Raw genomic sequence first — 14,924 nt, forward strand, 5'->3', positions numbered from 1 at the left:
AAAAAATTAACTTATGTTTAAAGCATTGAATGATGGCTTTGATAAATGGTTTCAGTGGTCTGGATTAATTATAACAAGTTTATAAAATGTGCAATAAAAAAGATTGACAATGGTGTTCCAATGATATACTTCTTGAAAGTGGTTTTAAAAATTTACCACTTTACTTTTCAGGTTCTCTAGTCAGGAGGAAGAAATGAAAAAACTGGTCAACTATTTAATTTCATGTGTGATGTTCACTGCACTGATGTTCACAGTAACCGGCTGCGGTCAGGACAAAAAAGCGGAAACTACCGCTGCTCCGGCTGTTGCAGAAAAAAAGATTTACAACTGGAAAATGGCTACTACCTGGTCAACGGGTATTCCATGGCACGACACAGCGGTTCACTTTGCTGAAACCGTTGAGAAGATTACCGATGGTCAGCTCAAGATCAAGGTTTTCCCTGATGGCGCTCTTGTTCCTGCCTTCGAGGTGTTTGACGCTGTGAGAAACGGCGTTGTGGAAATGGGGCATGACTGGCCCGGATACTGGAAGGGAAAGGACGAGGGCTTTGTTGCTTTTGCTTCCGTTCCTTTTGGTCTGAATAATATCGAATACTCCATATGGTTTATGGAAGGCGGCGGAATGGCACTTGCTGATGAGCTGTACGGAAACTTCGGTCTGAAGCCTCTCATGGGCGGAAATTCCGGTCAAGAGATGGGTTTCTTTACCAAAAACCCCGTGACTGATGTCAAACAGCTTGCCGGAATGAAGATAAGAACTGTTGGCTGGGCTGCCGATATTCTTAAGGAAATGGGTGTTTCTGTGACTCCGCTTCCCGGCGGCGAAATTTATCTTGCTTTTGAAAGAGGTGTTCTTGATTCCGCAGAGTTTTCCACTCCGTTTATCACATACCCCATGGGTTTTCAGGAGATCGCAAAGAACGTAATGCTTCCCGGCTGGCATCAGACAGGTGTTCAGAACATGTTCAGCATCAACAAAAAAGCTTATGATGAACTTCCCCCCTATCTTCAGCAAGCACTTATAATTGCATCATACGAGACTCAGATGTGGGATATTGCCAGAAGCGAAAAGAAAAATGCCGAAGCAATTCTCAAGTATCAGACAGAAGGAGTTTCATTTAATAAGCTGGATGCCCAGTCGCTTAATGAACTCAGAAAAACAACTGATGCGTATCTTGCCAAGCTCAGGTCAACAAACCCTCTGCTTGACAGAATACTCGGCTCGCAGAATGACTTCATAGCGGAATACTCCGTATGGAAGGATCTCCGAGGCGGGGTTGCTGCTTTTCCGAAGGATGAATATTTAAGCGGAAAACACTACGAATAAAAAAAGTATAATTTTAAGGGTGCGGGGCTGACTGGCTTCCGCATCCTGATTTATTTTCAGAGAGACTGCATGCAGCTTACAAATATGTATTAAAGAGGCGGGCTAATCCGCACGGTATCCTTGCAGTCATTTTTCGGAGCAGATATGGGCAAATTAATCAAACTGATCGAAACAGTTACAGAGTGGGTGGGAAAGATGTTTTCGTACTCGGTGTATGCTCTGCTTGTTGTTGTGGTTTACGAAGTTATCAGCAGAAAGCTTTTCGGAAAGCCGACAATATGGGCATTCGATCTGAGTAATATGCTTTACGGAATAATGTTCCTCATGGGCTTCGGCTACACTCTGAAGCATAAAATGCACGTGGGAATAGATATTATAACTGCCAAACTGAACCCGAAGGCGCAGGGGTGGATCTCCGTTGTGAGCTACCTTGTGTTCTTCTTTCCTTTTATAGTTATAGCTATTCAGGCTTCAACAGTTTTTGCAACCCAATCATGGCAGGGGCTTGAGCGTGTACAGTCACCTTGGGGAGCCCCGGTTTATCATTTTAAAACATTTCTGCCTTTGGGCTTCTGCTTCCTGTTTTTGCAGGGTATCGCCGAATTTCTTAAGGCTGTTCAGCAGATCAGGGGAGTGAGATCATGAGTCCCGAATTTTTATCTATAGCAATGTTTGTTATACTTCTTGTCGTGGTTTTTCTGGGACATCCTCTGGGAATCACTCTCGGCGGGCTGGGCATAATTTTCGGAATTCTGGGTTATGGTCCCACGGCTTTTTTCATACTGGCAAACAAAAGTTACGGGCTTATGACGAACTATGTTCTCGTGGCTATACCTCTTTTTATATTAATGGCGCAGTTCCTTGATAAGTCCGGAGTAGCTGACGATCTGTATGAAACAATGTATGTTGTTATGGGTTCTGTAAAAGGCGGACTGGCACTGGCTACAATAGTTGTATGCACTGTATTTGCCGCTACCACAGGCATAGTCGGCGCTTCTGTTGTTGCCATGGGGCTTCTGGCTGCTCCCTCAATGGTGAAGAAGGGTTATGAACTCAGCCTTACTGCAGGAGTTATCACCGCAGGAGGAACACTGGGAATTCTGATTCCTCCTTCCATAATGCTTGTGGTTTACGGCGGGCTGATTGGGATGAGCGTTGGAAAGCTGTTTATGGCGGCTGTTGTGCCGGGGCTCCTTCTTGCGGCTCTGTATCTCGTGTATGCTTTCATATATTGCCATGTAAACCCGAAGGCTGGTCCTCCCATTCCAAAGGAGGAGAGAACCCATACAGGTGCACAGAAGTTTGTTATGATGTGTAAATCTCTTTTCCCGCCGCTTTTTCTCATTCTTGCGGTGCTGGGAAGCATTTCAGCAGGGATAGCAACTCCGACGGAAGCAGCCGGGCTCGGATGCGTGGGCGCACTTCTTCTTGCTTTTGCCAATCGAAGGGTAAATCTCAAGCTTTTTAAGGATTCGGCATACTCCACTCTTAAAATTACGTGTATGGTTATGCTGATCTTTGTCGGTGCGAATTTTTATACATCAATTTTTATGGGTTTAGGCGGCGGAGAGGTTTTTACGGATATTCTCTTTTCTGTCAGCGATAACAGGTATATAATACTCGCCGTTATGATGTTTATCATCTTTCTTCTGGGCATGTTTGTTGACTGGCTCGGTATCCTTCTGCTCTGTGTACCGATATTCACTCCCATAGCAGTAAACCAGCTGGGCTTTGATCCTTTATGGTTTGCTATTCTTGTGTGTGTCAATCTTCAGATGTCATTCCTTACACCTCCTTTCGGATATGCTCTTTTTTATCTCAAAGGTGTTGCGCCGGAGGGGATGGAACTCAGCCATATTTATAAAGGGATTTTCCCGTTCGTTCTTATACAGCTTTTCGGGCTGGCATTGTGCGTACTTTTCCCCGAAATAATAACATGGCTGCCAAATGCGGTTTTTAAATAAAGAGTGAGGACAAAATGCTTTCCAAAAGCCTGATAGCGAAATTTGCCGGAACAGCCGGAAAAAATGTCTGGACTGAAGAAGAGGATCTCATGTGCTATGCATATGATGCTTCCTTCGGTGAAATGTGTGTTCCTGAAATTGTTGTTAAACCTGAGAATGCTGAACAAGTTAGAGAGATTATCAGGCTTTGTTTTGATGAAAACATCCCTCTGGTAACAAGGGGAGCAGGAACAAACCTCAGCGGAGGCACGCTGCCCGTTAAAGGCGGCTGTGTTCTGCTCACGTCCGGGCTTAACAGGATTATTGAAATAAACACCGAAGATATGTATGCGGTTGTTCAGTCGGGAGTGGTTACTGCGGATCTTGCTTCTGCGGTAAGTGCAAAAGGGCTGCTTTACCCGCCTGATCCGGGAAGCATGAAGATGTCTACCATCGGCGGCAATGTGGCGGAAAACGCAGGGGGACTGCGTGCCCTGAAATACGGCGTAACCGGTGATTACGTTATGGGAACAAGGTTTTTTGATATGGAAGGCAATGCGGTGATTGCCGGAGGCAAAACAGTTAAGATGGTTACGGGTTTTAACCTGAACGGTCTTATGGTTTCCTCTGAAGGTTTACTTGGGGTAATGACGGAACACACCTTAAAGCTTGTTCCCCAGCCGCAGGCCACCCGCTCCCTTCTTGTCATATATGATGATCTGATGAAGGCGAGTGTTACTGTATCTGAAATAATCGGAGCGAAGATAACTCCCGCCACCCTTGAGCTGATGGACAGGTTTACCATAAAAACTGTTGAGGAAGCCGCCAGAATCGGTCTGCCCACCGATGCTGACGGTCTTCTTCTCATAGAAGTGGATGGACATCCGGCAGCAGTGGAGGATGAGTACGCCAAAGTTAAAGCAATATGCGAGAAACAGGGCGGCAAGGTGCATGTGGCTGAAACACATGAGGAAAGGGATAATCTTTGGGAAGCACGGAGGAAAGCATTAAGCAGTCTGGCACGTCTCAAACCGACTCTTATTCTTGAGGACGCTACAGTCCCCCGAAGCCGAATTCCTGAAATGATGCAGTGTATAAGGGACATAACCGTCAAATACAGCCTAACCGTGGGAACATTCGGTCACGCCGGCGACGGCAACCTCCATCCGACTATTCTTACCGATAAACGTGATAAAAATGAGATGGCAAGAGTTGAAAAAGCTATAGATGAAATATTTTCCGCCGCCCTCAGGCTGGAAGGGACAATAAGCGGCGAACACGGCATAGGCTCTGCCAAGGCTAAGTATCTTGAAAGTGAGGTCGGGGCGGGAACAATCCGTTTCATGAAAAATCTGAAAAACGGTCTTGACCGCAAGAATCTCTTGAATCCTCATAAAATGGGGCTGTAGATGGACGAGCTGATTAAAGAGCTGAAACAGCTTGAAGAGATGATGCTGCAGTGCATGAAGTGCGGCACATGCCAGTCGGACTGCCCGCTTTACCGCACTGACGGAAGGGAATCATCAGTCGCCAGAGGGAAAATCTCCCTTCTTCAGTCTGTTTATGAGGGAAGAATTGAGGATGCGGGCAGGATATTGAAGCATCTTGATCAGTGCCTGCTCTGTACCCGATGTCTTAAAGCATGCCCAAGCGGAGTAAAAACAGATGAAATTTTCCTGAAAGGCAGGGAGATTCTTAGAAAAATTAAAAAACTTCCGAAATGGCAGAAGATTATCCTTAAAACCGCCATGGAGAAGCCTGAGCTTATGGCAAAAATGGCTCCTCTTATGCACATGGGGCTTAAGTTCGGGAGCAAAAAAATTAAGGAAGGAATATACCGCCCGATGCTGCCTGCTCTCGGCGGACGAAATGTTGTTGAAATAAAAAGCGAAGCTTTTGTAAAAAAATACGGCGGGCTTAATAAGGCTGATAATGAATTAATGCGTGTGGTTTTTTATCCGGGCTGTGCGGTTAATCTTATCTATACAGAATGGGGCATATCTGTTGTTGAGGTATTAAAACATTTCGGCGTGTCGGTTTATGTGCCTGAAACTAATATATGCTGCGGAATACCTGCTGCATCAATGGGAGAGCTTGAAATGTATCGTAATGCCGTCAGGGCAAATTACGATGCCTTGGCGCAGTATGGCGATGCACAGTATATAATAACCTGTTGCCCTACATGCAGATATGGTCTTTTTGAGATGGGACCTAAACAGACCGGAACAGAATGCCCGCTTACGGTTATGGATATACTGGTTTTTCTTGAAGAAGTTCTGAAAGTTGAGATACAGACAGGAGAAAAGGGCAGGAGTACAATTCATTTTCCGTGTCATTATCAGGACAGCAAAAAGGCTCTTGCGGAAAAATTTGTTCTTTCGCACACAGAAACAGAGTATGTGAAGCTTGAAAATCAAAGCTGCTGCGGCTTTGCCGGAACTTTCAGCATTAAGTATTATGAACGATCCAAAGGTTTTTCCGTTTCTAAAATAGATGAGATGAAAGAGAAAAAGGTGAACAAAGTATATACACCATGTCCGGGGTGCGCTATGCAGCTTGCTGATGCAGCAGCGGGTGAGGGTATGGATGCGGAAGTCACTCATCCGGTGACAGAACTTTATAAGTTCATTAAAGGAATAAAATAGCGTTTCACGCAAAAAATATATTAGAAAAATCATTTTTTTAATATATACTCGTTCAATGTTAGTCACACTTGAAGGCCGTTGAAATGAAGTTTGAAAAAATAAGACAAAAAAAAATAAGCGACATTATCTACGAACAGATAAAAAAAATGATACTCACGGCGCAGCTTGCTCCGGGTGAGAAGCTCCCATCGGAAAGAGATCTTGCCGTCCAGCTCGGCGTGAGCAGACCTTCCCTGCGTGAGGCGCTGAACAAGCTTGAGGCTCAGGGGTTTCTTGCCCAGAACCACGGTGACGGCACTTATGTTAAGTCTCTGACATCACAGACAATAGATAAGGCTATGGAGGAATTCATCAAGCGTGAGGACGCCATAGTCGACCTTATGGAAGTGCGTAAAATTCTTGAAACGTGGGCGGCAAAAACCGCTGCTATGCGTGCCAGTGATGAAGAGATAGCAAATATGAAAGAATATCTGGATGAAATGCATGCCGCTCTTAATAAAGGAGAGGTAGGGCATATTCCCGATGCAAACTTTCATAACACAATATCCTATGCCACCAATAATATACTTCTGATACATATCATGAATACTATCTATCAGTGGGTGGAAAAAGTCAGCTATGAGGTTCGCTCAAGGCTTTATACTGATAATGAACGTTTTGAGAAGCTATATCTCCAGCACCAAAAAATATATGAAAGCATAAATGCCCGTGAACCGGAAGACGCATACAGGGCAATGCTTGAACATATGGAATATGTTGTTGAGGAAGTTAATGAAATAGTCAGAAGTAACAAGTGATATTTATTATTTCTTATTGGTGACTTATAATTAAACATATGCACAGTATGTAATTTTTATTGCGGTTTTCTGCTGCTTTTCTCTGTCTGTATGGTATACTTAAAAACGGACAAATGATGTCCCCGAACAGGGGGAATTTATGAATCAGAGAAGTGACAGGCAGATTGTACTTGTAGTTGATGATGTCCCGGAGAATATCGATATTCTCAGTAATATCCTTAGGTCTGATTATAAAGTTAAAGTAGCCACTAACGGGCGTAAAGCCCTTGAAATTGCTGAAAAAGATCTCCCTGATATTATTCTGCTGGATGTTATGATGCCCGACCTCAGCGGTTATGATGTATGCCGTGCCCTTAAATCAAATCTCATAACACGCTCCATACCTGTTATATTTGTAACCGCAAAGGATGAGATAAAAGACGAATCCATGGGATTTGACGCCGGCGGGGCGGATTATATCACAAAGCCTGTCAGCGCTCCTATTGTTCTGGCGAGAGTCAGGACGCAGCTTGCTATGTATGATCATATGCGGATGCTTGAAAACATGGTTCGTGAGAGAACAAAAGAGCTTCATGAAACACGGCTGGAGATAATAAGGCGCCTCGGATTTGCCGCTGAATATAAAGACAATGAGACGGGAATGCATGTTATCCGCATGAGCCGTTTTTGCCACCTTATTGCAAAAAAGATAGGTATGAAAACTTCTGAATCAGAACTGATTCTCGCTGCATCACCTATGCACGATGTAGGCAAAATAGGCATTCCCGACAGCATTCTGCTCAAGCCCGATAAACTGGATGAGAATGAATGGGAGATAATGAAGCATCACCCCTGTATCGGCTATAAGATTATCGGCGGGCATGAATCCGAGCTGCTTAATACTGCTGCCATTGTTGCTCTCACCCACCATGAAAAATGGGATGGAACGGGTTATCCGGAAGGGCTTAAGGGTGACAATATTCCTCTTGCGGGTAGAATTGCTGCTATAGGGGATGTCTTCGATGCTCTTATAAGTGTCAGACCTTATAAGCAGGCATGGAGTATTGAAAAAGCAGCAGAATACATCCGCAGTGAGAGCGGAAAACATTTTGAACCACGGTTGGTGGAGGCTTTTCTGAAATGTCTGCCTGAAGCAGTCAGAATCAACGACGAATACGGTGACTGAAATGGCTGAACAGAAGTCAGTATTTAAACTTTTAAAATCTTTTGCAGGTGTGGCTGTTTTATTTATTGTTCCGCTTACAGCATCTTACTTTGCTGTAAACCTGACTGAAAAGATTTCTATATTCAAGAAACGTTCCGAAATTTCGATTATGGCGGCTGAAATTGTAGATAATATCCATGCCAGAACAATTTACAGTAAGAATATGGGCGCAGCATCTATCACAGGAGTCCTTAATCCTAATGTTAAAGATATTGTTCAGGGCAAATTACCATACGATGATCCTTCTGTTCTTGGAGTACAGGATGTGATTTTAAAAGAAAATAATGCGGAAGCTGTTTATCTTCTTAATAAAAACGGTATAGTTGTTTCTTACTCCGATGTTGCTCCAATTTCACTTACAGGTCAGAATTTCAGTTTCAGACCATATTTTATTCAGGCAATGCTAGGGAGACAGAGTATTTTTGCAGCTCAGGGAATATCTTCTAAAATCAGGGGAATTTATATCTCCACACCAATATATTCCGAAAAAAGATCAGATTCTGAAATAATAGGCGTAGTTGTTGTTAAAGATTCAATAAACGGTTTGGAGGACATGTTACGTAAATATGAAGACCCTGTTTTTATGGTGTCACCGCATGGAGTTGTTTTTGCCACAAACCGTACAGAATATCTTTATAAAGTCGCAGGCAAGCTTAATGATACACGAAAAAACAGGCTTGCATCCTTACGCCGCTTCGGTGCTGCTTTTGATCAGGATGCAGAAGAACTCGGAGCTGTTCTTGACGGGCAGGATATCACTCTCGGCGGAGAAAAGTATCTTGTAAAAACACATCCTATTGACTGGAATGACATGGAAGGAAGATGGCAGATAGCATATCTGGTTAATATGAAAAACATTCTCCTGCCAGCTTTAAAATATACTGTTTACTGGTCGGTGTTTGCTGTTTTTTTCATTCTTTTGGGAACACTTCATATTGCTTTAGGCAACAGAAGGCAAAGATTGGAAATAGAAGCACAGAACAGAAAGATATTCAAGGCTGTGGAACAAACACCTGCAGCTATATTGATTACAGATAATAAAGGGTTTATCGAATACGCCAATCCTAAGTTTACAGAACTGACAGAATATACATTTGAGGAAGCCAAAGGGAAAAAACCTGCCATACTTAACCCTGAATTAGGCGGTGAAAGCTGTGACGAAGTATGGGAGACAATAAAAACAGGCAATGAATGGCACGGAGAATTTCTGAATACAAGAAAATCCGGAGAAACCTATTGGGAATCTATTCTTGTGGCTCCTGTGAAAAAAAAATCGGGTGAAATTACCAATTATGTGAGCATTAAGGAAGATATTACTGAAAAGAAAAAAGCTATAACAGCCATTGAAGATGCCCGTAAGATAGCGGAAAATGCCGCAGAGTCTAAATCAATGTTCCTGGCGAACATGAGCCATGAAATACGCACACCGCTTAACGCTATAATAGGATTGAGCGATCTTGCCTTGAAAACGGAACTTACCCTTAAGCAGGCTGATTATATAAGGAAAGTTAAAAATGCGGGAATATCTCTTCTGGGAATAGTTAACGATATTCTGGATTTCTCTAAGATTGAAGCAGGAAAAATTGAGTTGGAAAGTGTTGAGTTCTCTCTGGATACTGTATTGGAGCATCTTATTACTGTGGTATTCCAGAAAGCGGAAGAGAAGGGGCTTGAGTTCCTGCTTCATGTGGGAAGTGATGTTCCTCCTGTGATTAAGGGTGACTCGCTGCGACTCAGCCAGATTCTTATCAATCTTGTTAATAATGCAGTCAAATTTACAGAAGAAGGGGAAATAGAGCTTAGTGTGACTCTGGTTAGGGAGTTTGAAGGCAGAGTTGAAATTATGTTCTCAGTAAGAGACACAGGTGTTGGTTTGCTTGATGAACAGAGACACAGGCTTTTTGACGCTTTCTCACAGGCTGACGGATCTACAACCAGAAAATACGGAGGTACAGGGCTGGGTTTAAGCATATCTAAAAAGCTCTCTCATTTAATGGGTGGAGAAATAAGTGTCGAAAGCGAGTACGGCAAAGGAAGTGTGTTTGCTTTTACTGCAGTATTTGAAATAGGTGCAACCCCTAAGCGTGAATTCAAATATGGGCATGAGGAACTAAAAGATATGAAAGTTCTTGTGGTTGACGATAATTCATCCGCAAGACAGATAATTATGGAAATTCTGGAAAACCTTGAGTTTGAAGCAGAGGAAACAGACTGCGCAGAATCAGCAATAAACCTTATAAAGCAAAATGATGCTTCCGATCCGTATAAAATTGTGCTGATGGATTGGAAAATGCCCGGACTGAACGGTCTGGAGGCTTCCTTAATAATTAAAAATGATCCGGATATAAAGAACACACCGATAATAGCTCTTGTGACTGCCTTTGGCAGAGATCTGGACAGAAAAACAGTTAAAAACTACGAACTGGAAGGCTTTATAACCAAGCCTGTTACTCCTTCGTCACTCATTGACGGACTTTTATCTGTTGTTTTTAAGTCCGGTTATGAAAAGCCAGTTGAAAAAATAATTTCTGTTGAAAATTTCAAAGGTGTTCATGTTCTGGTGGTTGATGATAATGATGTTAATAGGCAGATAGCGGTCGAACTTCTGGAGGACACGGGCGCAATTGTTTCCGAAGCGGTGGACGGAAAGCAGGCTGTTGATTTTGTTTTATCCGGTGAAAGATGCGATATTGTTTTTATGGATCTCCAGATGCCTGTGATGGACGGTTATGAGGCTGTGAAACTTATCAGGGAAGACAAACGCTTTGCTGAACTTCCGATTGTGGCTATGACAGCCCATGCTCTTAATATTGAAAGAGAAAAGACCCGTGCAGCGGGCATGAACGGTCATATAACAAAACCGCTTATCCCAGAAGAAATTTATGAGTGTCTCAAAAATTTCTGCATAACCGGAGAGTTCGGAGGAGCATGCAGTGTTGTTATAGCTGATTCTATCAATCAGCCGGACTTAAACCCCATAGACGGGATTGATTTCAAAAAAGGACTAAAAACAGTCGCAGGTAAAACGGATCTGTACATAAGGATGCTTGGAAAATTTGCTGACTCCAATGCAGATACCGTTATGCGGCTCAGGACATTTCTTGGAGAAAATGATCTTAAATCTGCTGAAATGCTTGTTCATTCTGTTAAAGGAGTGGCGGCGAATATAGGAGCAACAAGGCTTTATAACATATCAGACAAACTTGAGCGTCTTTTAATTGAGGGAAAAGACTTTGTTTTTGAAGCAGACAGGTTTACCGAAGAGATCAACCGTGTGATAGCTTCAATAAAAAATTCTCAAAAAGAAGATGAGAAGTCGAAGAAACCTTCTATTCAGGTTTCAAAAGAGGATTTTGAGAAAATAATCAATAAGATGTGCAGCCTCCTTGAGGATGATGATAGTGAGATTGTGGATTATTTTATGAGCGTGAGAGAGCAGGCTTCTGCATTTTTCAGCGAACAGGAAATGAAAAGACTCCAGAAAGCGGTTAATAACTATGAGTTTGAAGAAGCTTTAAAAATTCTCAGAAATGAAATTTAAAGCTCTTCAGCCATTCAGCTATTCTCTGTTTTATCTGATCTCTTATTTCCATTGTAAAGGCAAGTTTTTCATCATCTGTCCCTTTAAAAGAAGACGGGTCGGGAAACATCCAGTGGATTTTTTCTCCTGAACCGGGGAAAACCGGGCATTTATCTGCCGCCTCTTTATCGCATACGGCGATTACATAGTCGTATGTGCGTCCTTCTTTAAGATAATCCATGACAGCGTTCGTACTGTTTTGTGAAATATCTATCCCCGCAGCAGCCATCGCCTTCACTGCAAAGGGATTAAGCACGCCCGGCTCAATCCCTGCGCTTTCAGAGTGAAAATATTCCGAAGCCATGCTGTTGAGCAAAGCTTCAGCCATCTGGCTCCTTGCACTGTTGTGAATACATATGAAAAGGACACGCTTTTTCATATCAGCATCCGCAACCTCCGCATCCGCATCCGCCGGAACTTTCTCCGTCGCCGAAGTCATATTCCTCATTGATTATCATCTCTTTGATCACATCAACAGAAGGAAGCGGTTTGCCTTCATGCTCCACAACTTCGTCAATAACAAGTCCGGGAGTAACCATAACGTATTTTGATATTTCAGAAGGCTCTTTAACATATTCCACTGTAATATCAGTGCGTTCAAGCTCTTCAACAGCTTTGAGAACGTTTTCATAAACAGTCTGGCAGTTGCGGCAGCCGGGTCCGAGAACTTTAATAATCATGATACACCTCTTAAAATTTTCCGTAAATCATACCCGCACATACGGACATGATAATTACAAGACATATATATACCAGAGTTTTTTTTGTGCCTATAACACTTCTTATTACCAGCATTGAAGGAAGGCTTAGTGCCGGTCCGGAGAGAAGGAGAGCCAGTGCAGGTCCTTTTCCCATGCCTGCTCCCATGAGCCCCTGAAGTATAGGGATTTCTGTAAGGGTGGCAAAGTACATCAATGCGCCTATTACCGAAGCTGTCAGTACAGAACTGAAACTGTTTCCCCCCACAAGGCTTTCAATAATTGAGGAAGGGATGACACCTTCGTGTCCCGGTCTTCCAAGAAGAAATCCGGCAGCGAACACACCTATGAAAAGCAGGGGAATAATAAGTTTTGCGTAATGCCATGTTTCATCCAGCCATGTTGTGCGTTCGCCTTTATCCATGGTTCTGAAAGAAAGGATTACGGTCATGATAAGGCAGACAGCAGCAAGATACCACTTCAGCGAATAGATTAATGTGAAAAGACTGCCGCTTTCTGAATCAGGTTTTGCCCATGTTGCAAAAACAAGTCCGGCAGTCATAACGCTGAAAAACAGAATAACTTCAAATGCCGAACGTTTTTCCTTTTGTCTCGAGGCTTTTTTTACAGATGTTTCCTGTTTCGGCTGGTCTTTGAAGATAAGTGCCATCAAAAGACCTATTATAACAGAGAAAGCAATAGAGCCCAGAGCCCTTGCTATCCCCATTTCAGCTCCCAGAACCCTCGCAGTGAGAATTATAGCCAGTATATTTACCGCAGGACCTGAATAAGCAAACGCCATAGCCGGACCAAGACCTGCTCCTCTGGAATATATGCCGGCAAACAGTGGAAGAACAGTGCATGAGCAGACTGCAAGCACACTGCCGGAGACTGATGCTACTCCGTATGCAGTAATTCGCTTTGCTCCGGCACCGAAATACTTGACCACTGAAGCCTGTGAGACCATAATGCTCATAGCACCGGCTATAAAGAGAGCAGGAATAAGACAGGTGAGCGTATGTTCACGCACATAATCCTGAAGCAGGTAAAAGGCTTCCAGCAGCGCTGCTGAAACCTTGGGTGATGAAAACGGTACAAAGTACAGAAACAGAAAAAGTGCAGCGATAGTCAGGAAGATATTTCTTTCTTTCATTGTTCAGCCTCTTTCGATTAATATACCTTTATGTCGTGCCGGTCAATATATTTTTATGGATATAAAAATGAAAACTTATCAGGAAAGGATGGTAATACTGAAAGCTCTTGCGGATGAAAGCAGGCTTAAGATACTTATGCTTCTTCAGATTCGCCCTTTATGCGTTTGTGAGATCAATTATATGATGGATATTGCCCTGTCCACCATATCAGCTCACCTGAAGGTTCTGAAAAAAGCAGGGCTGATTACGGACAAAAAAGAGGGCAGGTGGATAACATACAGCCTCACTGATGAAGCATACATAAGGAAGCTGCTGCTTTTATGTGCGGAAGGCATAGATTTCTCAGAAGAAGAAAAAAAGCTTTCGTCCGCAGACAGGCTTATGTGTGCCGAAAAACTTTATGAATAGGGGTTTACCGATGTTTTATAAAGACGGGTGAGCAATTATTGATGTGAATTTTCACATTTTTTGTTGCACTATCCCGTCATTATTATATCTTGTAACCCATAGTTTTATTACTAACAGATGTTTATTCAGTTGACGGAGGTTAATTGTTGAGCGTGTATTCTCCTCTCAGGTGTGTGGACGAACAGGCACTGCGGTTTGTCAAAAATATTGATTTAGTATTATCCAAACGTGTTCAGAGAGATATTTTCAGCTCCGAAAGCAAATGGCACAGAGCTGATATGAAACACAGTCAGGTTATGGATATAAAACTGGATGTTATATCCATTGCTGATAACTGCGTGGAATGGGCTGAAAAACTGGAAAAGGAATTTTACGGCTGGATTGCTGACTGTAATCGGGATCTTACCCAGTGGGATGAACCGGTTAGAAAGGCTCTTTCTTTTGATAAACCCAGTGAAGGTGTTTTTACTTACTATAATGCTGCCATAACCTACCTCAAGAGCCTTGTAACTTTCTGCAAGTCAGAAATGCTTGTAACACTTGATGATGATGACAGAAGATACCTTGATGACCTGATCAACACTGCTTCCGGTTTAAAGAAAACAATCAGCGGCATATATAATTACTGCTATGAAATAAACACAGTGAACTCCGATCTTGTGGAAGGAACCAAAGAGGCTCTGCAGGAGCTGTATAAAGGTGTTGAAAGGCTTTTGCGTGTCTGCGCCGAGGCTATAAGCACAGGTTTTTCCCTGCGGCGAAAATTTAACAACAGAAAATTCGCCAGTGAATACAACTCTGATTATATACATGCCTCCGGCGGAAGAATTATTGAAACAGCAAACCTTGTCTGGATGTTTAGGTTTATTTTCTGGTTCGGAAACAAGCAGAAACCGGATGAATATCCCATAAACCATATTCTCTCCCTTGAAAACAAAGATGTTATCGAGTTCCGCAGAAATGTTAATACCATTATGCGCCGTGTGATAGGCGAACGCCATCCGCTTTATATGAGGTTTAACACTCTTATGTCTTCTGTTATTCAGGGTATGGGGCTTAAAAAGCTGGACAACAGCCAGCTTGAATACCTTGAGAACACTTTTTTTGACATGTGGGCAATAGCCGCCGCCAGAACAATTTTGGCTGAAAAGGAAAGGGAAACGTAAAT

The 14,924-nt window shown here is 42.9% G+C and carries 13 protein-coding genes; 10 read left to right on the top strand and 3 right to left on the bottom strand.

Annotated elements, in window-relative coordinates:
• Nucleotides 1-193: 193 nt before the first annotated feature.
• The 8 genes from ACYRYY_RS00840 to ACYRYY_RS00875 all read left to right on the top strand — a co-directional run bounded on the left by ACYRYY_RS00840 (nt 194) and on the right by ACYRYY_RS00875 (nt 11,457).
• A complete protein-coding gene (locus tag ACYRYY_RS00840) occupies nt 194-1,327 on the top strand; it encodes a TRAP transporter substrate-binding protein (protein WP_460213596.1) in 1,134 nt (377 codons plus the stop codon).
• Nucleotides 1,328-1,471: 144 nt separating this feature from the next.
• Nucleotides 1,472-1,972 carry a TRAP transporter small permease subunit gene (locus ACYRYY_RS00845; protein ID WP_460213597.1) on the top strand — a complete coding sequence of 167 codons (501 nt, stop codon included), beginning with the start codon at nt 1,472-1,474 and terminating at the stop codon, nt 1,970-1,972.
• A complete protein-coding gene (locus ACYRYY_RS00850) occupies nt 1,969-3,291 on the top strand; it encodes a TRAP transporter large permease (protein WP_460213598.1) in 1,323 nt (440 codons plus the stop codon). Before ACYRYY_RS00845 ends, ACYRYY_RS00850 begins: the two co-directional genes overlap by 4 nt.
• Nucleotides 3,292-3,305: 14 nt before the next feature.
• Nucleotides 3,306-4,679, top strand: coding sequence for an FAD-binding oxidoreductase (locus tag ACYRYY_RS00855; RefSeq protein ID WP_460213599.1), 1,374 nt, complete (start codon nt 3,306-3,308; stop codon nt 4,677-4,679).
• On the top strand, nt 4,680-5,915 hold the full coding sequence (locus tag ACYRYY_RS00860; protein ID WP_460213600.1) for a (Fe-S)-binding protein: 1,236 nt from the start codon (nt 4,680-4,682) through the stop codon (nt 5,913-5,915).
• Between the two features lie 83 nt (nt 5,916-5,998).
• Complete coding sequence (locus tag ACYRYY_RS00865) at nt 5,999-6,712, top strand: FadR/GntR family transcriptional regulator (RefSeq protein ID WP_460213601.1); 714 nt, start codon at nt 5,999-6,001, stop codon at nt 6,710-6,712.
• A gap of 139 nt (nt 6,713-6,851) precedes the next feature.
• Nucleotides 6,852-7,877: an HD-GYP domain-containing protein gene (locus ACYRYY_RS00870; protein WP_460213602.1), complete on the top strand. Its 1,026-nt coding sequence runs from the start codon at nt 6,852-6,854 to the stop codon at nt 7,875-7,877.
• Between the two features lies 1 nt (nt 7,878).
• Nucleotides 7,879-11,457: a response regulator gene (locus ACYRYY_RS00875; protein WP_460213603.1), complete on the top strand. Its 3,579-nt coding sequence runs from the start codon at nt 7,879-7,881 to the stop codon at nt 11,455-11,457.
• Here the strand turns inward: ACYRYY_RS00875 and ACYRYY_RS00880 are convergent.
• From ACYRYY_RS00880 to ACYRYY_RS00890, 3 genes are read right to left on the bottom strand one after another with little or no spacing between them, the layout of a single operon-like run.
• Complete coding sequence (locus ACYRYY_RS00880) at nt 11,441-11,935, bottom strand: arsenate reductase ArsC (protein WP_460213604.1); 495 nt, start codon at nt 11,933-11,935, stop codon at nt 11,441-11,443. The two genes, ACYRYY_RS00875 and ACYRYY_RS00880, sit on opposite strands and share 17 nt — an antisense overlap.
• Nucleotides 11,877-12,176, bottom strand: a complete 300-nt coding sequence (locus tag ACYRYY_RS00885; protein WP_460213605.1) for a thioredoxin family protein — start codon at nt 12,174-12,176, stop codon at nt 11,877-11,879. Before ACYRYY_RS00885 ends, ACYRYY_RS00880 begins: the two co-directional genes overlap by 59 nt.
• 10 nt (nt 12,177-12,186) lie before the next feature.
• The gene (locus ACYRYY_RS00890; RefSeq protein ID WP_460213606.1) at nt 12,187-13,347 is read right to left on the bottom strand and encodes a permease; all 1,161 of its coding nucleotides are present in this window, start codon (nt 13,345-13,347) and stop codon (nt 12,187-12,189) included.
• A gap of 67 nt (nt 13,348-13,414) precedes the next feature.
• Here ACYRYY_RS00890 and ACYRYY_RS00895 point away from each other — a divergent pair, with 67 nt between their 5' ends.
• The gene (locus tag ACYRYY_RS00895; protein WP_460213607.1) at nt 13,415-13,756 is read left to right on the top strand and encodes an ArsR/SmtB family transcription factor; all 342 of its coding nucleotides are present in this window, start codon (nt 13,415-13,417) and stop codon (nt 13,754-13,756) included.
• Nucleotides 13,757-13,902: 146 nt separating this feature from the next.
• Nucleotides 13,903-14,922 (top strand): hypothetical protein, encoded by a 1,020-nt coding sequence (locus ACYRYY_RS00900; RefSeq protein WP_460213608.1) that lies wholly within the window; start codon nt 13,903-13,905, stop codon nt 14,920-14,922.
• Nucleotides 14,923-14,924 lie beyond the last annotated feature (2 nt).

It is taken from the genome of Geovibrio sp. ADMFC3 (assembly GCF_054687035.1).